Annotated in this window: 31 protein-coding genes; 28 read left to right on the top strand and 3 right to left on the bottom strand. The window is 40.8% G+C overall.

Annotated elements, in window-relative coordinates:
- Positions 1 to 7 precede the first annotated feature (7 nt).
- The 27 genes from rplD to H4J59_RS06350 all read left to right on the top strand — a co-directional run bounded on the left by rplD (position 8) and on the right by H4J59_RS06350 (position 13,898).
- Complete coding sequence (gene rplD / locus H4J59_RS06480) at positions 8 to 613, top strand: 50S ribosomal protein L4 (protein WP_146877787.1); 606 nt, start codon at positions 8 to 10, stop codon at positions 611 to 613.
- The gene (rplW, locus tag H4J59_RS06475; RefSeq protein WP_146877786.1) at positions 610 to 912 is read left to right on the top strand and encodes a 50S ribosomal protein L23; all 303 of its coding nucleotides are present in this window, start codon (positions 610 to 612) and stop codon (positions 910 to 912) included. The genes rplD and rplW overlap by 4 nt, the downstream gene beginning before the upstream one ends.
- Positions 913 to 924: 12 nt before the next feature.
- Positions 925 to 1,749: a 50S ribosomal protein L2 gene (gene rplB / locus H4J59_RS06470; protein WP_146877785.1), complete on the top strand. Its 825-nt coding sequence runs from the start codon at positions 925 to 927 to the stop codon at positions 1,747 to 1,749.
- Between the two features lie 28 nt (positions 1,750 to 1,777).
- Positions 1,778 to 2,053, top strand: a complete 276-nt coding sequence (rpsS, locus tag H4J59_RS06465; protein WP_146877784.1) for a 30S ribosomal protein S19 — start codon at positions 1,778 to 1,780, stop codon at positions 2,051 to 2,053.
- A 10-nt stretch (positions 2,054 to 2,063) separates the two neighbouring features.
- A complete protein-coding gene (gene rplV / locus H4J59_RS06460; RefSeq protein ID WP_126667308.1) occupies positions 2,064 to 2,396 on the top strand; it encodes a 50S ribosomal protein L22 in 333 nt (110 codons plus the stop codon).
- A gap of 11 nt (positions 2,397 to 2,407) precedes the next feature.
- On the top strand, positions 2,408 to 3,106 hold the full coding sequence (rpsC, locus tag H4J59_RS06455) for a 30S ribosomal protein S3 (RefSeq protein ID WP_146877782.1): 699 nt from the start codon (positions 2,408 to 2,410) through the stop codon (positions 3,104 to 3,106).
- Positions 3,107 to 3,117: 11 nt separating this feature from the next.
- Positions 3,118 to 3,531, top strand: coding sequence for a 50S ribosomal protein L16 (gene rplP, locus H4J59_RS06450; RefSeq protein WP_146877781.1), 414 nt, complete (start codon positions 3,118 to 3,120; stop codon positions 3,529 to 3,531).
- A complete protein-coding gene (gene rpmC, locus H4J59_RS06445) occupies positions 3,531 to 3,722 on the top strand; it encodes a 50S ribosomal protein L29 (RefSeq protein ID WP_182192296.1) in 192 nt (63 codons plus the stop codon). The genes rplP and rpmC overlap by 1 nt, the downstream gene beginning before the upstream one ends.
- Positions 3,722 to 3,973 (top strand): 30S ribosomal protein S17, encoded by a 252-nt coding sequence (gene rpsQ, locus H4J59_RS06440; RefSeq protein ID WP_146877779.1) that lies wholly within the window; start codon positions 3,722 to 3,724, stop codon positions 3,971 to 3,973. The genes rpmC and rpsQ overlap by 1 nt, the downstream gene beginning before the upstream one ends.
- 349 nt (positions 3,974 to 4,322) lie before the next feature.
- Positions 4,323 to 4,691 (top strand): 50S ribosomal protein L14, encoded by a 369-nt coding sequence (gene rplN / locus H4J59_RS06435; protein WP_182137237.1) that lies wholly within the window; start codon positions 4,323 to 4,325, stop codon positions 4,689 to 4,691.
- Between the two features lie 12 nt (positions 4,692 to 4,703).
- Positions 4,704 to 5,018 (top strand): 50S ribosomal protein L24, encoded by a 315-nt coding sequence (rplX, locus tag H4J59_RS06430; protein ID WP_182192295.1) that lies wholly within the window; start codon positions 4,704 to 4,706, stop codon positions 5,016 to 5,018.
- A gap of 12 nt (positions 5,019 to 5,030) precedes the next feature.
- A complete protein-coding gene (gene rplE, locus H4J59_RS06425) occupies positions 5,031 to 5,576 on the top strand; it encodes a 50S ribosomal protein L5 (protein WP_182192294.1) in 546 nt (181 codons plus the stop codon).
- A 4-nt stretch (positions 5,577 to 5,580) separates the two neighbouring features.
- Positions 5,581 to 5,886 (top strand): 30S ribosomal protein S14, encoded by a 306-nt coding sequence (rpsN, locus tag H4J59_RS06420; protein ID WP_182192293.1) that lies wholly within the window; start codon positions 5,581 to 5,583, stop codon positions 5,884 to 5,886.
- Between the two features lie 19 nt (positions 5,887 to 5,905).
- Positions 5,906 to 6,295 carry a 30S ribosomal protein S8 gene (gene rpsH / locus H4J59_RS06415; RefSeq protein ID WP_404842454.1) on the top strand — a complete coding sequence of 130 codons (390 nt, stop codon included), beginning with the start codon at positions 5,906 to 5,908 and terminating at the stop codon, positions 6,293 to 6,295.
- 11 nt (positions 6,296 to 6,306) lie between these two features.
- Complete coding sequence (rplF, locus tag H4J59_RS06410) at positions 6,307 to 6,840, top strand: 50S ribosomal protein L6 (protein ID WP_182237852.1); 534 nt, start codon at positions 6,307 to 6,309, stop codon at positions 6,838 to 6,840.
- 9 nt (positions 6,841 to 6,849) lie between these two features.
- Positions 6,850 to 7,203, top strand: a complete 354-nt coding sequence (rplR, locus tag H4J59_RS06405) for a 50S ribosomal protein L18 (RefSeq protein ID WP_182137241.1) — start codon at positions 6,850 to 6,852, stop codon at positions 7,201 to 7,203.
- Positions 7,204 to 7,212: 9 nt separating this feature from the next.
- Positions 7,213 to 7,722: a 30S ribosomal protein S5 gene (gene rpsE / locus H4J59_RS06400; protein WP_146877772.1), complete on the top strand. Its 510-nt coding sequence runs from the start codon at positions 7,213 to 7,215 to the stop codon at positions 7,720 to 7,722.
- Between the two features lie 6 nt (positions 7,723 to 7,728).
- Complete coding sequence (gene rpmD / locus H4J59_RS06395; RefSeq protein WP_081151057.1) at positions 7,729 to 7,908, top strand: 50S ribosomal protein L30; 180 nt, start codon at positions 7,729 to 7,731, stop codon at positions 7,906 to 7,908.
- 2 nt (positions 7,909 to 7,910) lie between these two features.
- On the top strand, positions 7,911 to 8,345 hold the full coding sequence (gene rplO, locus H4J59_RS06390) for a 50S ribosomal protein L15 (protein ID WP_182131650.1): 435 nt from the start codon (positions 7,911 to 7,913) through the stop codon (positions 8,343 to 8,345).
- 8 nt (positions 8,346 to 8,353) lie between these two features.
- Complete coding sequence (secY, locus tag H4J59_RS06385; RefSeq protein WP_182137243.1) at positions 8,354 to 9,679, top strand: preprotein translocase subunit SecY; 1,326 nt, start codon at positions 8,354 to 8,356, stop codon at positions 9,677 to 9,679.
- A 30-nt stretch (positions 9,680 to 9,709) separates the two neighbouring features.
- Positions 9,710 to 9,823 (top strand): 50S ribosomal protein L36, encoded by a 114-nt coding sequence (gene rpmJ / locus H4J59_RS06380; RefSeq protein ID WP_182137244.1) that lies wholly within the window; start codon positions 9,710 to 9,712, stop codon positions 9,821 to 9,823.
- Between the two features lie 133 nt (positions 9,824 to 9,956).
- Entirely contained in the window at positions 9,957 to 10,313 is a 357-nt protein-coding gene (gene rpsM / locus H4J59_RS06375) for a 30S ribosomal protein S13 (RefSeq protein ID WP_182137391.1), read from the top strand.
- Between the two features lie 13 nt (positions 10,314 to 10,326).
- Complete coding sequence (gene rpsK, locus H4J59_RS06370) at positions 10,327 to 10,716, top strand: 30S ribosomal protein S11 (protein WP_076420861.1); 390 nt, start codon at positions 10,327 to 10,329, stop codon at positions 10,714 to 10,716.
- Between the two features lie 32 nt (positions 10,717 to 10,748).
- On the top strand, positions 10,749 to 11,369 hold the full coding sequence (gene rpsD / locus H4J59_RS06365) for a 30S ribosomal protein S4 (protein ID WP_146877767.1): 621 nt from the start codon (positions 10,749 to 10,751) through the stop codon (positions 11,367 to 11,369).
- 24 nt (positions 11,370 to 11,393) lie between these two features.
- Positions 11,394 to 12,383, top strand: a complete 990-nt coding sequence (locus tag H4J59_RS06360; protein WP_182237850.1) for a DNA-directed RNA polymerase subunit alpha — start codon at positions 11,394 to 11,396, stop codon at positions 12,381 to 12,383.
- 41 nt (positions 12,384 to 12,424) lie between these two features.
- Positions 12,425 to 12,832, top strand: a complete 408-nt coding sequence (gene rplQ, locus H4J59_RS06355; RefSeq protein WP_182237849.1) for a 50S ribosomal protein L17 — start codon at positions 12,425 to 12,427, stop codon at positions 12,830 to 12,832.
- 166 nt (positions 12,833 to 12,998) lie between these two features.
- A complete protein-coding gene (locus tag H4J59_RS06350) occupies positions 12,999 to 13,898 on the top strand; it encodes a phosphoribulokinase (RefSeq protein ID WP_182237847.1) in 900 nt (299 codons plus the stop codon).
- 317 nt (positions 13,899 to 14,215) lie between these two features.
- Here H4J59_RS06350 and H4J59_RS06345 read toward each other — a convergent pair whose 3' ends face one another.
- Entirely contained in the window at positions 14,216 to 14,620 is a 405-nt protein-coding gene (locus H4J59_RS06345; RefSeq protein ID WP_182237845.1) for an OsmC family protein, read from the bottom strand.
- 214 nt (positions 14,621 to 14,834) lie between these two features.
- On the opposite strand from H4J59_RS06345, the gene H4J59_RS06340 reads away from it, so the two are divergent.
- The gene (locus H4J59_RS06340) at positions 14,835 to 17,450 is read left to right on the top strand and encodes a TonB-dependent siderophore receptor (RefSeq protein WP_182237843.1); all 2,616 of its coding nucleotides are present in this window, start codon (positions 14,835 to 14,837) and stop codon (positions 17,448 to 17,450) included.
- Positions 17,451 to 18,597: 1,147 nt separating this feature from the next.
- Here the strand turns inward: H4J59_RS06340 and H4J59_RS06335 are convergent.
- Together H4J59_RS06335 and H4J59_RS06330 are read right to left on the bottom strand one after the other, a co-directional pair.
- The gene (locus H4J59_RS06335; protein ID WP_182237841.1) at positions 18,598 to 19,434 is read right to left on the bottom strand and encodes a TIR domain-containing protein; all 837 of its coding nucleotides are present in this window, start codon (positions 19,432 to 19,434) and stop codon (positions 18,598 to 18,600) included.
- A gap of 134 nt (positions 19,435 to 19,568) precedes the next feature.
- Positions 19,569 to 19,778 (bottom strand): hypothetical protein, encoded by a 210-nt coding sequence (locus H4J59_RS06330; RefSeq protein WP_182237839.1) that lies wholly within the window; start codon positions 19,776 to 19,778, stop codon positions 19,569 to 19,571.
- Between the last annotated feature and the right edge of the window lie 147 nt (positions 19,779 to 19,925).

The raw sequence follows: 19,925 nt of genomic DNA, 5'->3' as shown, positions 1-19,925 counted from the left end.
ATTTGTGATGGAATTAGCATTAAAAGACGCTTCAGGCGCTCTTGAAGTTTCTGAAACAACTTTTGGACTTGAGTTTAATGAAGCTCTTGTACACCAAGTAGTAGTTGCTTATGCAGCTGGTGCTCGTGCAGGTACTCGTGCTCAAAAAACTCGTTCAGAAGTTAGTGGTGGTGGCGCAAAACCATGGCGTCAAAAAGGTACTGGCCGTGCACGTGCTGGTACTAGTCGTGGTCCAATCTGGCGTACAGGTGGCGTAACATTCGCTGCTAAGCCACAGGATCACAGCCAAAAAGTAAACCGTAAAATGTACCGTGGTGCGATTAAAAGCATCCTTTCTGAGTTAGTTCGTCAAGAACGCTTGATTGTGGTAGAAAATTTTACAGTTGAAACACCAAAAACTAAAGAGTTAGTAGCTAAACTTAACGCATTGGAGCTAAAAGACGTATTAATCGTTACTCCAGATGTTGATGAGAACTTGTTCTTATCAGCGCGCAACTTGTATAAAGTTGACGTGCGTGACGTAGACGGTATTGACCCAGTTAGCTTGGTAGGTTTCGAAAAAGTTTTGATGACTGCATCAGCAGTTAAGCAACTTGAGGAGATGTTAGGATGATAAACGAAGAACGTTTACTGAAAGTGCTTTTAGCACCGAACATTTCTGAGAAAAGCACAATGGCTTCTGAAGTTAACAACACAGTTGTTTTCAAAGTTGCCACTACTGCTACTAAAGCTGAAATCAAAGCTGCTGTTGAGAAACTTTTTGAAGTTTCAGTTGATGGTGTTCGTACATTAAATGTCAAAGGTAAAGTGAAACGTACTGGTGCTCGTTTTGGTCGCAGAAGCGATTGGAAAAAAGCATACGTTACACTTGCTGAAGGCAGCGACATCAACTTCGTTGGCGCGGAATCATAGGAGTTTACGAAAATGGCTATAGTTAAATGTAAACCTACTTCTCCGGGTCGTCGCCACGTTGTTAAAGTGGTAAACACGGAGTTGCATAAAGGTAAGCCTTACGCACCATTGTTAGACACTAAGTCTAAATCTGGTGGTCGTAACAATAATGGTCGCATTACTGTTCGTCACATTGGTGGTGGACACAAGCAACATTATCGTATGGTTGACTTTAAACGTAATAAAGATGGTATCCCTGCTAAAGTAGAACGTTTGGAATATGATCCAAACCGTAGTGCAAACATTGCACTAGTACTTTACGCTGATGGTGAACGTCGTTACATCTTAGCCCCTAAAGGCTTAAAAGCTGGAGATTCAATCCAGTCTGGTGTCGATGCTCCTATTAAGCCAGGTAACACTTTACCACTTCGCAACACACCATTAGGTAGTGTTGTTCACGCAATCGAACTTAAACCAGGTAAAGGTGCTCAAATCGCACGTGCTGCTGGTACTTACGCGCAATTAGTTGCGAAAGACGGTGCTTATGTCACTTTACGTCTTCGCTCTGGTGAAATGCGTAAAATAGAGTCAGATTGTCGTGCTACTTTAGGTGAAATCGGCAACGCTGAACACATGCTTCGCTCTTTGGGTAAAGCTGGTGCTTCACGCTGGCGTGGTGTTCGCCCAACTGTTCGTGGTGTTGCCATGAACCCAGTTGATCACCCACACGGTGGTGGTGAAGGTAAAACATCAGGCGGTCGTCACCCGGTATCACCTTGGGGTGTACCAACTAAAGGTTACAAGACTCGTTCTAACAAGCGTACCGATAAATTTATCGTACGTCGTCGTGCTAAATAATAGTACTTTTAATTAAAGAGGAATCACCATGCCACGTTCTCTCAAGAAAGGTCCATTTATAGACCTACACTTGTTGACGAAGGTAGAGACAGCGGTGGAAAGCGGGATTAAAAAGCCAATTAAGACTTGGTCTCGTCGTTCAATGATCATCCCTACGATGATCGGATTGACCATTGCCGTCCATAATGGCCGTCAACACGTACCTGTATTTGTAACTGATGAAATGATCGGTCACAAATTAGGTGAATTTGCACCAACTCGTACTTACCGTGGCCATGTCGCGGATAAGAAAGCGAAGAGATAGGGGAAATTAGATGGAAGCTATTGCTACACATAAATTTGCCCGTGGCTCTGCACAAAAAGCACGCTTAGTTGTGGATCAGATCCGCGGCTTGCATGTTGAAAAAGCACTTGAGATCTTAACATTCAGCAATAAATCTGCTGCTGTTTTGGTTAAAAAAGTACTTGATTCAGCTATTGCTAACGCAGAGCACAACGAAGGTGCAGACATTGACGAGCTTATCGTAAAAACTATTATGGTTGACGATGGTCCAACAATGAAACGTATTAAGCCTCGTGCGAAAGGTCGCGCGGATCGAATCCTTAAGCGTACAAGTCACATTACTGTGATTGTATCTGATAGCTAGGAGATATTAGAATGGGTCAAAAAGTCCATCCAAATGGTATTCGCTTAGGTATCACGAAACCTTTCGCGTCTACTTGGTTTGCAAGTACTAAAGATTTCGCAGCTAATTTACACGGTGACCATTTGGTTCGTGAATATTTAACTGAAAAGCTTAAGCGTGCTTCATTATCAAAAATTGTAATTGAACGTCCAGCTAAATCTATCCGCGTTACAATTCACACGGCTCGTCCGGGTGTTGTAATCGGTAAGAAAGGCGAAGATGTTGAGAAACTACGTTTAGCGGTTTCTAAAATTGCTGGTGTTCCTGCTCAAATCAACATTGCTGAAGTGCGTAAGCCAGAAATGGATTCGCAGCTTGTTGCTGATAGCATCGCTAGTCAATTAGAACGTCGTGTAATGTTCCGTCGTGCGATGAAACGTGCTGTACAAAATGCTATGCGTTTAGGCGCAAAAGGCATCAAAGTACAAGTAAGTGGTCGTTTGGGCGGTGCAGATATTGCACGTGCTGAATGGTATCGTGAAGGTCGTGTTCCATTACACACTTTACGTGCTGACATTGATTACTCAATTGCGCGTGCTGATACCACTTACGGTGTTATCGGTATCAAAGTATGGATCTTTAAAGGCGAAGTAATTGGCAACATGCCATTACAAGTAGAGCAACCAGCTGCTAAGCCTAAAAGAAAACCTAACCGCAAGACCAGTAAGTAGGGGAATAAGTAATGTTACAACCAAAACGTACTAAGTTCCGCAAGCAATTTAAAATGCGTAACCGCGGTCTTGCACATGTAGGTAGTTCAGTAAGCTTCGGTACTTTCGGGTTAAAATCAATGGAACGTGGTCGTATGACTGCGCGTCAAATTGAAGCGGCTCGTCGAGCAATGACTCGTCACGTGAAGCGTCAAGGTAAAATCTGGATCCGTGTATTCCCTGATAAGCCAATTACTAAAAAACCTCTTGAAGTTCGTATGGGTAAAGGTAAAGGTTCAGTGGAATATTGGGTATGCCAAATTCTACCTGGTCGTGTTCTTTATGAAATGGAAGGTGTTTCGGAAGAGATTGCTCGTGAAGCATTTGCTTTAGCGGCAGCTAAACTTCCGTTCAAAACAACTTTCGTAACTAGAACGGTGATGTAATGAAAGCTAGTGAATTGAAAGAAAAAAGCATTGAAGAGCTAAACGCTGAATTGCTTGAGTTGTTACGCGAACAGTTTAACTATCGCATGCAAGCAAGCACAGGCCAGTTGACGCAAACTCATTTGCAAAGAAATGTACGCCGTAGCATCGCGCGTGTTAAGACTATCATAACTGAGAAGGCAGGTAAGTAATGAGCGAAGCAAAAATTCGTACACTACAAGGTCGTGTCGTCAGTGACAAAATGGATAAGTCTATCACTGTCCTGATCGAACGACGTGTTAAGCACCCTATGTACGGTAAGTACATGACGCGTTCAACTAAGTTGAAAGCGCATGATGAAACTAACCAATGTGCAGCTGGTGATTTAGTATCTATTCGTGAATGTGCTCCAATTTCTAAGACTAAGTCTTGGACTTTGGTAAGCGTATTAGAGAAAGCTTAATCGCCTGATCTAATTCACAATAAGAACTTTGAAAAGGCTCTGCTTCTGCAGGGCCTTTTTTTCAACAAAAATTTATAGATAGATTTTTAAACGTCATATTGATACTGGATAATTAAGTGTATTATACCGCTGGTATAGCGCATTTTTTGGTGACTGTGGTAGCAATCATCCTGCAGACCGCTCCTAGCATAGTGGTTACTTTTTAGCTAAATAAAGTATCACTTTTAAATCACCGGTGTTATAATCTCGCGCCCGCTCGTTGTGAGTGGGATTTAGAAGGCAGTGACGGGTCAAATTTCTGGCCTTGAATTTAATCTTTTATAAAGATAATTTAGCGGAGACATATTAAATGATCCAAATGCAATCACAACTGAACGTAGCTGATAACAGCGGCGCTCGACGTGTACAATGTATAAAGGTTCTTGGTGGTTCGCACCGTCGCTACGCACGCATTGGTGACATCATTAAAATTGCAGTGAAGGAATCAACTCCTCGCGGCAAAGTTAAAAAAGGTGATGTCCTAACTGCAGTAGTGGTGCGCACTAAGAAAGGTGTTCGTCGTTCAGATGGTTCTACCATCCGTTTTGATGAAAATGCGGCTGTAATGTTAAATGCTAACTTACAACCAATTGGTACTCGTATTTTCGGTCCTGTGACTCGTGAACTTCGTAATGAAAAATTCATGAAAATTGTTTCACTTGCACCAGAAGTACTATAAGGAGTCACGATAATGGCATCTAAGATTCGTCGTGATGATGAAGTAATCGTACTTGCAGGTAAAGACAAGGGCAAAACTGGTAAAGTGACCAAAGTTCTTGTTGAAGACGGCAAAGTATTTGTTGAAGGTATTAACTTAATCAAGAAGCACACTAAGCCTGTACCTCAGTTACAGCAGCCTGGTGGGATTGTTGAAAAAGAAGCACCTTTAAATGTATCCAACGTTGCGATTGTTAACCCAGCTACTGGCAAAGCAGATCGTGTTGGTTTTAGAGATGAAGACGGCAAAAAAACGCGTTTTTTCAAATCTAATAACGAATTAATTTAATTGGAGTAAACGATGGCGAAACTGCATGATTTATATAAAGATACAGTTGTAGCTGAATTGCAAAAGCAATTTGGTTATAAAAGTGTCATGCAAGTCCCTCGGATTGAAAAGATCACCCTTAACATGGGCGTTGGCGAAGCTATTTCTGATAAAAAAGTTTTAGAACACGCCACAAATGATCTTACTGCAATCTCAGGTCAAAAGCCGGTCACGACATTAGCACGCAAATCTGTTGCGGGCTTCAAAATTCGTGAAGGCTATCCTATAGGCACAAAAGTAACTCTACGTGGCGAACGTATGTGGGAATTTTTAGAGCGTTTAATCTCTATTTCTATTCCTCGTATCCGCGATTTCCGTGGCTTAAACCCTAAGTCATTCGATGGTCGTGGTAACTACAGCATGGGCGTACGTGAGCAAATCATTTTCCCTGAAATCGAGTACGATAGAATCGATAAAATTCGCGGAATGGATATCACTATCACTACAAGTGCGAAGGACAATGAAGAGGGTCATGCATTATTGGCTGCCTTCAACTTCCCATTTAAGAAGAAGGTGTAGAGTTATGGCAAAATCGTCAATGAAAGCTCGTGAAGCTAAAAGAACCAAGTTAGTTGCACAATATGCTGAAAAGCGTAGTGCACTAAAAGCTATCATCTCTGGTGCTGACTCTTCTGATGAAGAGCGCTGGGATGCTGTATTGAAACTTCAAAGTTTACCTCGTGATTCGAGTAGTAGTCGTCAACGTAACCGTTGTAACATTACTGGCCGTCCACATGGTTTCTTACGTAAATTTGGTTTAAGTCGTATTAAATTACGCGAAACTATGATGCGCGGTGAAGTTCCAGGTCTTAAGAAAGCTAGTTGGTAATTCACGGGAGTAAATGGTTATGATGACTGATCCTATCGCGGACATGTTTACACGCATCCGCAACGGTCAATCTGCAGCAAAAACTGCAGTAAAAATGCCATCTTCTAAGGTAAAAGTTGCACTTGCCAACTTACTTAAAGAAGAAGGTTATATTTCAGAATTTACAGTTTCAAGCGATGCAAAGCCTGAATTAACTGTTGAATTGAAATATTTTGAAGGTAAAGAAGTAATTGAAGTGATCAAACGTGTTTCACGTCCAGGTCTTCGCGTATACAAAGGTGCTCAAGAGCTTCCTAAAGTATTAGCAGGCATGGGTATCGCAATTATTTCTACTTCTAAAGGTCTAATGACTGATCGCGCCGCTCGCAATGCGGGTCTTGGCGGTGAAGTTCTTGGTTTCGTAGAGTAAAGGAGCAGAATATGTCTCGTGTTGCAAAAGCACATGTCGCAATCCCTGCTGGCGTTACTATTACGTTATCAGGTCAAGACATCAAAGTTAAAGGTCCAATTGGCGAATTATCGCATACGATCCATAGCGCTGTTGTTGTTTCTCAAGAAGAGAGCAAGATCATCACTAATATCGTAGTCGATACTAAAGGCGCTTGGTCTCAAGCCGGAACTGTACGCTCTTTAATCAATAATATGGTTGAAGGTGTTAGTAAAGGTTTTGAAAGGAAATTATTGTTAAACGGTGTTGGTTACCGTGCTAAAGCTGCGGGTAAGGTTCTAAACTTATCTTTAGGTTTTTCGCATCCGGTCGAGCACGCAATCCCTGAAGGGATTACCGTTGAAACTCCTACCCAAACTGAAATCATACTGAAAGGTGCTGATAAACAGTTGGTCGGTCAAACTGCAGCGAACATTCGCGCATACCGTAAACCTGAGCCTTATAAAGGTAAAGGGATTCGTTATAGCGATGAGATTGTCCGTCGTAAAGAAGCTAAGAAGAAGTAGGGTAATACTATGGATAAGAAAACATCTCGTTTGCGCAGAGCTAAACGCTCTCGTGCAAAAATTAGCGAGTTGGGTGCGAATCGTTTAGTTGTATTCCGTACTCCTCGTCATATTTACGCGCAATTGATCGCACCAACAGGTTCTGAAGTAATCGCATCAGCGTCTACTTTAGACAAAGAAGTTAGTGCTCAGTTAGAAAAAACAGGCAACGTTGAAGCAGCTACGGCTGTAGGTAAGGCTCTTGCAGAACGTGCAGTAGCTAAAGGCATCACAAGTGTTGCTTTTGACCGTTCAGGTTTCCGTTACCATGGTCGCGTGAAAGCGTTAGCAGATGCAGCTCGCGAAGCTGGTCTTCAGTTTTAGGGGTTGATAATGGCTAATCATAATCAAGAAAACTCACAACAAAGTGATATGGCTGAAAAGCTAATCGCAGTTAACCGCGTTTCAAAAGTGGTTAAAGGTGGTCGTATTTTCAGTTTCACAGCATTAACCGTAGTTGGTGATGGTGCTGGTCGCGTTGGTTTTGGTTACGGTAAAGCACGTGAAGTGCCTGCTGCAATCCAAAAAGCAATGGAAAAAGCGCGTCGTAACTTAGTAACCGTAGATTTGAAGGGTACTACTCTTCAGCATGTCATCATTGGCAAGCATTCTGGTTCTAAAGTTTACATGCAACCAGCTTCTGAAGGTACGGGTATTATCGCCGGTGGCGCTATGCGTGCAGTACTTGAAGTTGCAGGCGTACAGAACGTATTGTCAAAAGCATACGGTTCTACTAACCCAATCAACGTAGTTCGCGCTACTGTATCTGCTCTTGCGAATATGCATTCGCCTGAAGCTGTTGCAGCAAAGCGTGGCAAAAGCGTTTCAGATATCTTGGGGTAATTGAGCATGGCTAAAACAGTTAAAATAACTCAGTTAAAAAGTTCTATCGGTCGTTTACCGAAGCATAGAGCTACATTAAAGGGTCTTGGTTTACGTCGTATCCGTCATACAGTAGAGTTAGAAGATACTCCCTCTGTACGTGGTATGATTAATCAAGTATCTTATATGATTAAGGTGGAGGATTAATAATGCATTTAAATACTTTATCTCCTGCACCAGGTGCTAAGAAAGCCAAGAAACGCTGTGGGCGTGGTATTGGTTCTGGCATAGGTAAAACAGGCGGTCGTGGTCACAAAGGTCAGAAATCTCGTTCTGGCGGTAGTGTACGTCCTGGTTTCGAAGGTGGTCAAATGCCATTGAAACAACGTTTACCTAAGTTTGGTTTCACGTCACGTAAATCTTTAGTTCGCGCTGAAGTACGTTTACATGAACTAAACAACATCACAGGTGATGTTGTCGATATCTTTGCCCTTAAAGATGCTAACTTAATCACACGTAATATTGTCGCGGTGAAAATCATGCTTTCTGGTGATATCACTCGTCCAATTACCGTACGTGGTTTAGGTGTTACTAAAGGCGCACGTGCAGCTATTGAAGCGGCAGGCGGAAAAATCGAGGAATAGTACAGGTTATGGCTACACCAGGAATTGATAATAAAGCAAAGGGCGGCTTGTCTGAGCTTAAACAAAGATTATGGTTTGTATTCGGTGCACTTATTGTGCTTCGTTTGGGAACATTTGTGCCAATCCCTGGTATTGACGCCGCTGTATTAGCTCAGTTGTTTGATCAACAAAAGGGCACCATTGTAGAGATGTTTAACATGTTCTCTGGTGGTGCACTTGAGCGAGCCTCTGTATTGGCACTCGGTATTATGCCGTACATCTCAGCTTCAATCATTATGCAATTGCTTACGGTCATGCACCCGGCAATGGCAGAATTGAAAAAAGAAGGTGAAGCTGGACGACGTAAAATCAGTCAATACACCCGCTACGGCACTTTAGTTCTAGCGACTGTACAATCAATTGCAATAGCAAGAAGTCTACCGGGAATGATGCCAGGTCTAGTAATGGACGCAGGTTTCGGATTCTACTTTGCTGCGGTAGTAAGTTTGGTTACTGGTACCATGTTTCTAATGTGGTTAGGTGAACAAATTACTGAACGCGGTATTGGTAACGGTATTTCTGTCTTGATATTCGCAGGTATAGTTGCTGGTATGCCGTCAGCTGTTGCTCAAACAGCAGAGGCGGCGCGTCAAGGTGAATTGCACTTATTAGTATTATTGCTAATTGGCGTAATTATATTTGCTACTACTTTCTTTGTAGTATTTGTGGAACGTGGTCAACGACGTATTGTTGTTAACTATGCTAAACGTCAGCAAGGCCGTAAGGTTTTCGCTGCACAAAGCACACATTTACCGCTCAAAGTGAATATGGCAGGTGTTATTCCACCAATTTTCGCTTCAAGTATTATCTTGTTTCCAGGCACGCTTGCGAGCTGGTTTGGCCAAGGTGAAGGTATGGTTGCTGATTTCCTACAAGAAGTATCAATTGCTATTTCTCCAGGACAGCCGCTATATGTCATGTTACTTGCCGCTGCGATAATATTTTTCTGTTTCTTTTACACGGCGCTTGTTTTCAATCCGCGTGAAACGGCAGATAACCTGAAAAAATCCGGTGCGTTTATTCCTGGGATCCGTCCTGGTGAGCAAACGTCAAAATATATCGATAAAGTTATGACTCGCTTAACCTTAGCTGGTGCGATGTATATTACCTTTATCTGTTTGGTACCTCAGTTTATTATCATGGCATGGGACGTCAATTTTTACTTTGGCGGCACATCACTACTTATTATAGTAGTTGTGATAATGGATTTTATGGCACAAGTACAAACCCATTTGATGTCACATCAATATGACAATGTACTTAAGAAAGCAAACCTTAAGGGCTACGGTCGTTAGACTGAGTCGTTAGGTAACGGAGTATATAGAATGAAAGTACGTGCATCCGTAAAAAAGATTTGTCGTAACTGTAAAATTGTTAAACGTGCTGGTGTTATTCGCGTAATCTGCGAAGAGCCAAAGCATAAACAACGTCAAGGCTAAATCTTTAAGCAGTAGCATTATGCAGATAAGTCTGTATAATGCCGCTTCGATTTACAAAGAAATGCGGCTGGTTGAGTATCCTAACGGGCTTTTCAACTGGTAAATTTTAATTTAAAAATAGGAGATGTGTTTAGTGGCCCGTATCGCTGGCATTAACATCCCTGATCGTAAGCATGCAGTAATCGCCATTACTGCGATCTTCGGTATCGGAGCAACACGTGCGAAAGCAATTTGTGTTGCAACTGGTATTGCAGAGTCAACTAAGATCAGTGAATTGGACGAAGCTCAAATTGATTTGCTTCGTACAGAAGTGGATAAATACACCGTAGAAGGTGATTTACGCCGTGAAGTTTCAATGAACATTAAACGTCTTATGGATTTAGGTTGTTACCGTGGTATTCGCCACCGTCGCAGTCTTCCTCTACGTGGTCAACGCACTAAAACTAATGCGCGCACCCGTAAAGGTCCTCGTAAGCCAATTAAGAAGTAAGAGGAACTAGATAATGGCTAAAACACCTGTACGTACGCGTAAACGCGTTAAAAAACAAGTTGCTGACGGCATGGCTCATATCCATGCATCTTTCAACAACACAATCGTAACTCTTACAGATCGTCAAGGTAACGCCTTATCATGGGCGACTGCTGGTGGTTCAGGTTTTCGTGGTTCACGTAAATCTACCCCATTTGCTGCGCAAGTAGCTGCAGATCGTGCTGGTAAAGCTGCACAAGAGTTTGGCTTGAAGAATATTGAAGTGTTCGTTAAAGGTCCGGGTCCAGGTCGTGAATCTGCTATCCGTGCTTTAAATGCTGCTGGTTTTAAAATCACCAACATTACAGACGTAACACCGATTCCTCATAATGGTTGTCGTCCTCCTAAGAAACGTCGCGTTTAATCGTACTTTTTTAGGATTGTTGGAGAAAGAAAATGGCTAGATATTTAGGTCCTAAGTTAAAGCTTAGTCGCCGCGAAGGTACAGATTTGTTCCTTAAAAGCGGTGTTAGAGCAATTGACACTAAATGTAAAATCGAAACAATACCAGGTCAACATGGCGCCCGTCGCGGTCGTTTATCTGATTACGGTATTCAGCTTCGTGAAAAACAAAAAGTTCGTCGTATTTATGGCGTACTAGAAAAACAATTCCGCAACTACTATAAAGAAGCGGCTCGTCTAAAAGGCAATACAGGTGAAAACTTGTTGCAACTTTTAGAGAAACGTCTTGATAACGTAGTATACCGTATGGGCTATGCCAGCACTCGTGCTGAAGCTCGTCAACTTGTTAGCCATAAAGCTATCGTAGTTAACGGTGTTGTTGTTAATATTCCATCTTTCACTGTTAAAGCTGAAGATGCAGTTTCTGTACGTGAAAAGTCTAAAACTCAAGCGCGTATCATTGCTGCTTTAGAATTAGCTGAACAACGTGAGAAGCCAGTTTGGATTGAAGTAGATAACAAGAAACTTGAAGGCGTTTTTAAACGTGTTCCTGATCGTTCTGACTTGTCTGCCGAAATTAATGAACAGTTGATTGTTGAACTTTACTCTAAGTAAAGTTGCACTTTAAGAGAGGACATAATGCAGGGTTCTGTAACCGAATTCCTTAGACCACGATTGGTTGGTATCGAAACTATTAGCCCTACTCGTGCTAAAGTAACTTTAGAACCATTAGAACGTGGTTTTGGTCACACTTTAGGTAATGCGTTACGCCGCATTCTTTTATCTTCAATGCCAGGTTGTGCTGTAACTGAAGTTGAAATTGACGGTGTACTTCATGAGTACAGTAGTAAAGAAGGTGTGCAAGAAGACATCATCGAGATACTGTTAAACCTTAAAGGATTAGCTATAAGTTTAGAAGGTAAAAACGAAGCTGTTCTTACCTTAACTAAATCTGGTGAAGGCCCTGTAACGGCAGCCGATATCCAACATGATGGTGATGTAGAAATTGCAAATCCAACCCATGTAATCTGTCATTTGACAGGTGATGGCTCTATCAGTATGCGTATAAAGGTTGAAATGGGACGTGGTTACGTTCCTGCTTCAATTCGACGTGATGCCGAGGAAGAAGATCGTGCAATTGGACGTTTGTTAGTTGATGCTTCATTCAGTCCTGTTGTAAGAATTGCCTATGACGTTGATTCTGCACGTGTTGAACAACGTACAGATTTGGACAAATTAGTCTTAGACATGGAAACTAACGGTACGTTAGATCCTGAAGAAGCAATTCGTCGCGCTTCAACTATTCTAGCTGAACAGCTAGATGCGTTTGTAGAGCTTCGTGATGTAACTGAAGTAGAGCCAAAAGAGGAAAAACCACTGTTTGATCCTATTTTGCTTCGTCCTGTTGATGACCTTGAACTTACTGTTCGTTCAGCAAACTGCTTAAAAGCAGAAGCAATTCAATATATTGGCGACTTAGTACAGCGTGCTGAGGTTGAACTTCTTAAAACACCTAATTTAGGTAAGAAGTCTTTAACCGAAATCAAAGACGTCTTGGCGTCTCGTGGTTTGTCTCTGGGCATGCGCCTAGAAAACTGGCCACCAGAAAGCATAGCTGATAACGACTAAGTCGATCATCGTTTTTTAATAGTTGAGATAAGGATTAACTTATGCGCCATCGTAAAAGCGGTCGCCAGTTAAACCGTAATAGCAGTCATCGCCAGGCGATGTTCCGCAATATGGCAAGTTCTTTAGTAAAACATGGCGTTATAAAAACGACTGTTCCTAAAGCTAAAGAACTTCGTCGCGTTGTTGAGCCACTAATTACATTGGCCAAAACCGACAGTGTTGCAAATCGCCGTTTAGCGTTTGCTCGTACACAAGATAAAGAAGTAGTAGGTATTTTATTCAACGAACTTGGTGCTCGTTACCAAGATCGCCCAGGTGGTTACACTCGCATTTTAAAATGTGGTTTCCGTACTGGTGATAAAGCCCCTATGGCTTATGTTGAACTTGTTGACCGCCCAGCAGTAGAAGATGCAGCTGAAGTAGTTGAAGAAGTTAGCGCAGAAGCATAATTTAGTACTTGTACTAAATTTATTCTGACGATATTAAAAGCGGAGCTTAGGCTCCGCTTTTTTGTGTGCTAAAATCGCTACCGTAAGATAAGAATATTAGCTAAAGCTTGACCCGCCTAGTAATACCTCGTATAACAATTGTCCATTAATAATAAGGTCCGCCACTATGTCGTCACGAAATCCTATCATCGCTGTTACCGGCTCTTCGGGTGCAGGCACTTCTACGACAACAGAATCGTTCGAGCATATTTTTCGTTCATTGGGCATTACATCAGCAACTGTTGAGGGAGATAGTTTCCATCGCTACTCGCGCCAAGAAATGGATTTAGAAAAGCGCAAAGCGAAAGAGCAACAACTTAAATTAAGCTATTTTGGCGCTGCGGCCAATGATTTTGACGCCTTAGAAGAATTATTTAAAGATTACTCAGAGACAGGTAAAGGCAAAATTCGCCGTTATCTGCATACATTCGATGAAGCTGTGCCTTATAACCAAATGCCGGGTACTTTTACACCGTGGGAAACTTTGGGCGAGGGTACTGATTTACTTTACTACGAGGGTTTGCATGGCGGGGTTGTTACCGAGAATAATGACGTAGCAAAGCATGTTGATCTACTCATTGGTATGGTACCGATTGTAAACTTAGAATGGATACAAAAGATAATACGTGACACCGACAAACGCGGTCATAGTCGTGAGGCTGTAACCCAAAGTATTGTTAGAAGTATGGAAGATTACATTTCATTTATCACACCACAGTTTTCGCGTACCCATATTAACTTTCAAAGAGTACCCACTGTTGATACCTCAAATCCTTTTAGTGCTAAAGCGATTCCAACGTTAGACGAGAGTTTTGTGGTTATTCGTTGCCGTGAATCAAGTCAACTCGATTTTCCCTATTATCTTAGCATGATCGATGGATCATTTATGTCCCGCATGAACACCTTGGTTGTCCCTGGCGGTAAAATGGGTTTAGCGATGGAATTATTATTAACCCCGTTGATTAAAGACTTAATGCTTAAAAAGAGTGAAGCAAACAAACAACTTGATTGGATGAGTGACTTGTAACCTAGGTTAATAGCTTTAAGCCTGTAACAAATTGTTTGATTTAACCTTTACTGCTCCTGCCGTTCTTCTGCTTTTCTCCCTGTGAATCATTTCTTATTTTTTACAGGGGGAAACAATAAGTAGCGACTTAAAGAATTTAAGGCCAAGCGGTATTTATAACAAGCCGATTAATACTGGCTAGTATCTAAGCCTTAGCATCTTGGTATTGTCTATTTAATGATCAAGCTGGTTTTAGCTTCAGCATTCAATATATAAAGCTTAAAGCGTCGCTAGGGTAAAAAGAAGGTACCCGAGCAGCCATAATGATGGCCAATGAGTTATAGGTTGATAATTTCGAAGTCGTGAGTAATATTAACCGACTTATTAAGCATCAATGCTACCGAGCAATATTTATCGGCAGATAAACTGACCGCACGCTCAACATGCTTAGTACCCACATCGTCACCTTGAATAACGAAATGTAAGTGGATATCAGAAAATAATTTTGGCACAGAATCAACGCGCTGAGCTGATATTTCAACTTTACAGCTGGTAATAGTTTGTCGTGCTTTTTCCAATATACTCACCACATCAACTGAAGAACAAGCACCTAGAGATATTAATACACTTTCTAATGGGCTAGGCGCCAGAGCACCTGCGTTCGCATCTAATACAATCGTGTGACCACTTTCAGACGTGCCCATAAACATTTCTTCACCGATCCATTTTACTTGTGCTTTCATTTATATCTTCCTAAGAGTTAAATTCAGCTGAATTTTAACTACTTATAATAACATTAGCTACCAACTCCAATGATATTTGTTGCTGAAACCATATCAATGACGGCTAGGTAAATCTAAGGCTATTTATATTTTTATCATTCAAATTTTTGTCAATCACAGGAAAAATTAGGTGAATTTTAGAGCGCCTGTTAATTGTCAATAAAATGATGGAAAAATGTTTAGTTTCACTGTAAATTTATCGCCACAAATTTGTGGTTTTTCTATTTCTAAATTCAAGGTGAAAAAGTTGTTCTTTAATAAATACTTTCGTTTACACACCCTAGCTATCGCTATAGGTACATCATTTTCTTGCTCACCATCTTTTGCGGCTGCTACAGCCTCTGTTGATGAAAGCTTAGAAACCATTGCAATACTTGGCTCTCGTGTTTCAAGTAGAACAGCAACTGAGTCAAGTTCACCTATTGATATTATTTCCAGTGAGTCACTAACCAAAGGTGGTTTTAGCGAATTAGGTCAAAGTCTTCAGGCGATGGCTCCGTCATTTAATTTTAGTAGAACGCAAGTATCAGATGGTTCTGATTTATTTAGACCGGCAACGCTTCGAGGTCTACAGCCTGATCAGACCTTAGTGCTAGTCAACGGCAAGCGACGTCATAATCAAGCAATCTTTGGTTTAAATGGTACCGTTGGTGCGGGTGCTGCCGGTACTGATATGAATGCAATCCCCATGACCGCGCTAAAAAATGTGCAAATACTTCGCGACGGCGCCGCTGCTCAATACGGCTCCGATGCCATCGCGGGTGTGATAAACCTTGAGCTTAAAGACAGCACAAATGTGACATCGGGCTTTATCCAAATGGGTGCTACAGGTGAAGGTGACGGTGATGTTTTAGCCGCAGGCTTAAATACGGGTTTTGATTTAGGTAACGAGGGCGGTTTTATTAATTTAACCGCTGAATATAGAGATTACGACGGCACTAATCGCGCGCAAAAAGATACCGGCGGCAGTTCAACCACACCAGCAGGTACCTTATCTGAAAAGGTACGATGGGGCCAAGGTAATGCTGAATCAAGCTTCAAGTCATTTTTCTATAATGCCATGCTACCCTTAGAAAATATGGAGCTTTATGCTTTTGGCGGATACTCAAATAGAACCGCTCTAGGTAATGGTTTTTACCGTAGCTTTAATGAAGCCGAAAAAAATGTACCACAAATTTATCCAGATGGATTTTTACCTCGTATCGATAATGAAGCACAAGATATATCAACAGCATTTGGTCTAAGGGGCGAGCTAAGTGATGATTGGAGTTTTGATGTTTCCGCTACCTATGGCGAAAATGAATATGACTTTTATTCTAACAATACCATCAATGCTTCTTATGCTGCAGAATATCTAGCACTGAACCCTACCGCAAGCGATCAAGACATTGCTAATAATGCCGGCCCAACATCAGGTTACTCTGGTGGTTTTAGGTATGATCAATTAACCTTTAACGCCGATATTTCAGGCCTTATTGAAATGAATAGTGGCGAAACGCTGTTTGTTGCTTTTGGCGCTGAATATCGCCAAGAAAATTATGAAATTGTTGCTGGTGAAGTCGCCTCTTACGCTTGTGGTGCAAATAATAGTTCAGTTTCTTCTGCGTCTGTGATCGACAGTAATGTTTTCGCGGGTTGTGGTTTTCAAGCGTATCCAGGCTTAAGACCAGATGCAGCAAATGATGCCAACCGTCACAGCTATGCCTTATATCTTGATCTTGAACAGCAAATAACAGAGCAATGGAACTTAGGCGCAGCATTGCGTTATGAAGATTTCTCTGAAGCTGGCAGTAAGCTTATAGGTAAGTTATCAACGCGTTATGAGCTTACAGAGAGTTTAGCCGTCAGAGGAGCATTATCAACAGGTTTTAGAGCACCGTCTCTTCAGCAAAGTGCATATACTGCCTACACCACTAATTTAGGTGCAGGTGGCGTTTTATTGTCATCATTCACCGCAACAGCAGGTTCAGCATTTCCCTCAGCATTAGGTGTAGATAGTTTACAGCTTGAAACATCTAAAAATTTAAGCTTAGGGCTAGTTTATGATGTTAACAGTGCACTATCAGTATCTTTAGATGCCTATCGAGTAAAGATTGATGACCGCATTACCTTAGGCAGTTTGTTAAATGCTAATGACGTGTCATTTAACACCGAGGCAGTGACGGCGCTAAACACTACAGGGGCAGTACAGGGTAATTACTTTTCAAATGCAGTTAATTCAACTACCCAAGGGCTTGATCTTGTTATTACTTATCAGACAGAGCTATTAGCAGGTAATTTAGACGTAACACTCGCGGGTAATTTAAATGAGACTAAAATTGATAGTGTAAACTCGCCAGAAGGTATTCCAGAAACTGTCGCGTTAGACGATTTACAACGTAGTTTCTTAACGGATGGACAACCGAAGCAACGTGCAACTTTTACTGTTGACTATAGTAACCAAGCATGGAGTGGCGTTGTTAGAGCCAATTACTATGGTGAAACTGACATTATGTATTTTGGTAATGATCATATTGGACTACCAGGATTTTTATCATCAACAGGCAGTTTTAAACCGACCAGTGTCGTAGAGTCAGCGGTATTAATTGACGTTAATTTAGCGTATCAGCTTAGCGATACTTTACAATTATCGGCTGGTATAAATAACTTATTTGATAAGACACCCGATGAGCTTGGTGAAGATGAAGTCTTAAACTTTATTACTAATGGCGCCTTTAAATACCCAGTCAGAGCGCTACCTTATGGCTTCGATGGCATGAGCTATTATGCACGAGTAAACTTTAGTTTTTAGTGTATAGTTTCTAGAGTCTAGTTTAGAAAATTAAATTAAATTTTATCATCAGAGCACTACACAGTAGTGCTTTTTTTTATTTAATAATAGTCATAATCTGAGATTTGAATAAGCGCTTGGTCAGTAACTGAAATTAATCTAGGCATCTATTGAGAAAGTGGCCCACCCGACAGGAGTCATTAGAGGGTCTGTAGGTCCTTATATATATGGGTATATGGCTTTTTATGGTTTAATTGGGTAGCAATAAGGGTAGCAATAGTTAGATGTTAATATCTAACTTTCAACTTTGACACATTGACATATACCCTTTTAATCTAAGTGGGTGCGATTTGTGTATAAAGGTTTGTGGTCCTTACTAGATTTTAATCGACCAATGACTTTACTGTTAACCTGCCTATACCTAGATTCATGCTTTTCTGGAACTACTAATATCCTTACGAATAAATTTCATTCGATTTAATCTTAGTAATCCATAAAAGTTCCCAGCTTGTAACTCTGTTCACACATACGCTATAAGTTCTATCCATGATCCAATATTTATCAGCTAAGTCACTCATTCTAAGTATAAGAACAAAAACTCTACAACCGCATTTATTTTGTAAGTATCGCGTAGCTATAGCGGCTATTTCTCTAGGACTTTGCTTTTGATGGTTCGCTAATACCGCTCCTTACTAGCTAGCTTTATCCAGTCTTAAATGATTGTGAGTCAACATCTGTCGTTTAAAAGCACTCTAGTATAAGACTTGCAAAATAGAGGGTAAAAACTAACGCAAGATTGATGCAAGATTGATGCAAGTTGAAAGAAATGCTGTTGCATGTCGTTTATGATCACCTTTTGGAAATAATTGAAAAGCCCAAGAGATTATCCCTTCATTTAGCAAGCTTTCTAATGAGGCTGCGGCAACTTATATAAAGGAATATTTGTTGGAGTTGAACAGAACATCATTATCTTCTGTATGTTCAAGAAGATACTCAGCTGATTCAATTAATCCTTTAGATGAACTAAAGGTAAAGTGTGTTTCCATGACTCCGATGGTTCCTTGCCTTATAACGCCCAATTAACAGGCAAATAATAGTTGGTTAAAATAAGCGACGAAGGAGCAAAAACCAACTGTTATTTGTCCTTGTTGAATTGCTTGTTAGCACTCTAGAAATCAACCTGTCCAGTAAAGCCTTTTTGAGGTGCTTGTTGTTGTGGCTTAGGTTGAAATACATGCTCATTTTTTAATAGTATGTCTATTCCTAACTCAGTAATAGAGTATGCGTAATAGTCATACCCATCTTGTTCGTCAGTTTCTATAGTTTTACTTAGTAGACCCATTCGCTCTAATTTTATGGATGCAATTTGCAGTAGTGCGTCATTCACTGATCTAAAGCTATTTGAGATTCGATGGTACGCTAAACCAACAGGGTCACTTGTATGGCTTTGCAAGCAAGCGGCTAGAAATTTAAAGTCGACATCTGAAAGTTCATAGTCTGCAGGGTTAGCAATCATCTTTCTGCTTTCAGAAAGACTTACGTGATCAATTAAACCAATTCTTTCAACTTCTGATTTAATTAAGGAACACGCCCTATTGGTTGCCGAGACTAAATCACCATCAGAACGAGTTGAGTCATAATCAGCAGGAGTTACTCCTAAGAGATCTGTTGGCAAATGCATTTCTTGATCTCTAGGTTTGAGGATAAATGAACGTGACTTACCTATTGCACCGATAAACAAGCCCATTTCAAAAATCACGTTATCTCGAACAATATGCTCTTGCCTACTTCTAATCGATGCAATGTCATCAGGCGCAAATATAAATAATGCAAAATCAACAGTAGAAGATTTTTCAACTAAATCATCTATTGTTGTAGAGGAAAGTTTGAAGGTTCCATTTTTCCAAATAGTAATTTCAAATTCATGATCAAGATTTACATTAACAGCCTCAGCTATATTTAAACTTTCTGCTGATGACGCAATAAATAACCTTGGTTTTCTCATGCGATATCCTCGATTCATGTGAGAGTGCTAACGCCCATTTAAGGGGCAAAATAGAGTTGGCTAAAATAGGTGAACGGAGTGAACAAAACAGCCAACTTTATTTTGTCCCTCTTGAAATTCTTGTTATATGTTAACTATTTGGCAAATAATTTATCTATTTCTTTAGGGTTTGATTTTACAAATAAATGAATAAAAAATGCTACCGTTAAGTAAAAGATAGTTAGAATAATTGCACCCACAATAGTGATGTTATCGAATGCACCTTGGGGATAAATACTTATTGTGGCAGTTAAACAAAAACCAACAAATAAAGCCCAGAAAGCAACTTTTTGATTACGACTCATAATTCAAATCCTTTGAAAACATATAGACACAATGACTCCCCACAAGGTGCTAGCCTCTAAACGTGGGTTAGTTTTACAAACCAGCGCCATAATTAGTGTGTCAAACAACTAAAAACAGAGGCTAGCATGATAAAACATAACATACTT

It is taken from the genome of Colwellia sp. MB02u-10 (genome assembly GCF_014077185.1).
Taxonomy (GTDB): Bacteria; Pseudomonadota; Gammaproteobacteria; order Enterobacterales; family Alteromonadaceae; genus Cognaticolwellia.
Note: the sequence above shows the minus strand (reverse complement) of the source record. Positions and strands in the feature narration are given on the sequence as shown.

What these genes read in the sequence shown, in the direction of transcription:
- rplD (WP_146877787.1), top strand. Translation starts at nt 8, where the DNA reads ATGGAATTAGCATTAAAAGACGCTTCAGGCGCTCTTGAAGTTTCTGAA.
- rplW (WP_146877786.1), top strand. Translation starts at nt 610, where the DNA reads ATGATAAACGAAGAACGTTTACTGAAAGTGCTTTTAGCACCGAACATT.
- rplB (WP_146877785.1), top strand. Translation starts at nt 925, where the DNA reads ATGGCTATAGTTAAATGTAAACCTACTTCTCCGGGTCGTCGCCACGTT.
- rpsS (WP_146877784.1), top strand. Translation starts at nt 1,778, where the DNA reads ATGCCACGTTCTCTCAAGAAAGGTCCATTTATAGACCTACACTTGTTG.
- rplV (WP_126667308.1), top strand. Translation starts at nt 2,064, where the DNA reads ATGGAAGCTATTGCTACACATAAATTTGCCCGTGGCTCTGCACAAAAA.
- rpsC (WP_146877782.1), top strand. Translation starts at nt 2,408, where the DNA reads ATGGGTCAAAAAGTCCATCCAAATGGTATTCGCTTAGGTATCACGAAA.
- rplP (WP_146877781.1), top strand. Translation starts at nt 3,118, where the DNA reads ATGTTACAACCAAAACGTACTAAGTTCCGCAAGCAATTTAAAATGCGT.
- rpmC (WP_182192296.1), top strand. Translation starts at nt 3,531, where the DNA reads ATGAAAGCTAGTGAATTGAAAGAAAAAAGCATTGAAGAGCTAAACGCT.
- rpsQ (WP_146877779.1), top strand. Translation starts at nt 3,722, where the DNA reads ATGAGCGAAGCAAAAATTCGTACACTACAAGGTCGTGTCGTCAGTGAC.
- rplN (WP_182137237.1), top strand. Translation starts at nt 4,323, where the DNA reads ATGATCCAAATGCAATCACAACTGAACGTAGCTGATAACAGCGGCGCT.
- rplX (WP_182192295.1), top strand. Translation starts at nt 4,704, where the DNA reads ATGGCATCTAAGATTCGTCGTGATGATGAAGTAATCGTACTTGCAGGT.
- rplE (WP_182192294.1), top strand. Translation starts at nt 5,031, where the DNA reads ATGGCGAAACTGCATGATTTATATAAAGATACAGTTGTAGCTGAATTG.
- rpsN (WP_182192293.1), top strand. Translation starts at nt 5,581, where the DNA reads ATGGCAAAATCGTCAATGAAAGCTCGTGAAGCTAAAAGAACCAAGTTA.
- rpsH (WP_404842454.1), top strand. Translation starts at nt 5,906, where the DNA reads ATGATGACTGATCCTATCGCGGACATGTTTACACGCATCCGCAACGGT.
- rplF (WP_182237852.1), top strand. Translation starts at nt 6,307, where the DNA reads ATGTCTCGTGTTGCAAAAGCACATGTCGCAATCCCTGCTGGCGTTACT.
- rplR (WP_182137241.1), top strand. Translation starts at nt 6,850, where the DNA reads ATGGATAAGAAAACATCTCGTTTGCGCAGAGCTAAACGCTCTCGTGCA.
- rpsE (WP_146877772.1), top strand. Translation starts at nt 7,213, where the DNA reads ATGGCTAATCATAATCAAGAAAACTCACAACAAAGTGATATGGCTGAA.
- rpmD (WP_081151057.1), top strand. Translation starts at nt 7,729, where the DNA reads ATGGCTAAAACAGTTAAAATAACTCAGTTAAAAAGTTCTATCGGTCGT.
- rplO (WP_182131650.1), top strand. Translation starts at nt 7,911, where the DNA reads ATGCATTTAAATACTTTATCTCCTGCACCAGGTGCTAAGAAAGCCAAG.
- secY (WP_182137243.1), top strand. Translation starts at nt 8,354, where the DNA reads ATGGCTACACCAGGAATTGATAATAAAGCAAAGGGCGGCTTGTCTGAG.
- rpmJ (WP_182137244.1), top strand. Translation starts at nt 9,710, where the DNA reads ATGAAAGTACGTGCATCCGTAAAAAAGATTTGTCGTAACTGTAAAATT.
- rpsK (WP_076420861.1), top strand. Translation starts at nt 10,327, where the DNA reads ATGGCTAAAACACCTGTACGTACGCGTAAACGCGTTAAAAAACAAGTT.
- rpsD (WP_146877767.1), top strand. Translation starts at nt 10,749, where the DNA reads ATGGCTAGATATTTAGGTCCTAAGTTAAAGCTTAGTCGCCGCGAAGGT.
- H4J59_RS06360 (WP_182237850.1), top strand. Translation starts at nt 11,394, where the DNA reads ATGCAGGGTTCTGTAACCGAATTCCTTAGACCACGATTGGTTGGTATC.
- rplQ (WP_182237849.1), top strand. Translation starts at nt 12,425, where the DNA reads ATGCGCCATCGTAAAAGCGGTCGCCAGTTAAACCGTAATAGCAGTCAT.
- H4J59_RS06350 (WP_182237847.1), top strand. Translation starts at nt 12,999, where the DNA reads ATGTCGTCACGAAATCCTATCATCGCTGTTACCGGCTCTTCGGGTGCA.
- H4J59_RS06345 (WP_182237845.1), bottom strand. Translation starts at nt 14,620, where the DNA reads ATGAAAGCACAAGTAAAATGGATCGGTGAAGAAATGTTTATGGGCACG.
- H4J59_RS06340 (WP_182237843.1), top strand. Translation starts at nt 14,835, where the DNA reads ATGTTTAGTTTCACTGTAAATTTATCGCCACAAATTTGTGGTTTTTCT.
- H4J59_RS06335 (WP_182237841.1), bottom strand. Translation starts at nt 19,434, where the DNA reads ATGAGAAAACCAAGGTTATTTATTGCGTCATCAGCAGAAAGTTTAAAT.
- H4J59_RS06330 (WP_182237839.1), bottom strand. Translation starts at nt 19,778, where the DNA reads ATGAGTCGTAATCAAAAAGTTGCTTTCTGGGCTTTATTTGTTGGTTTT.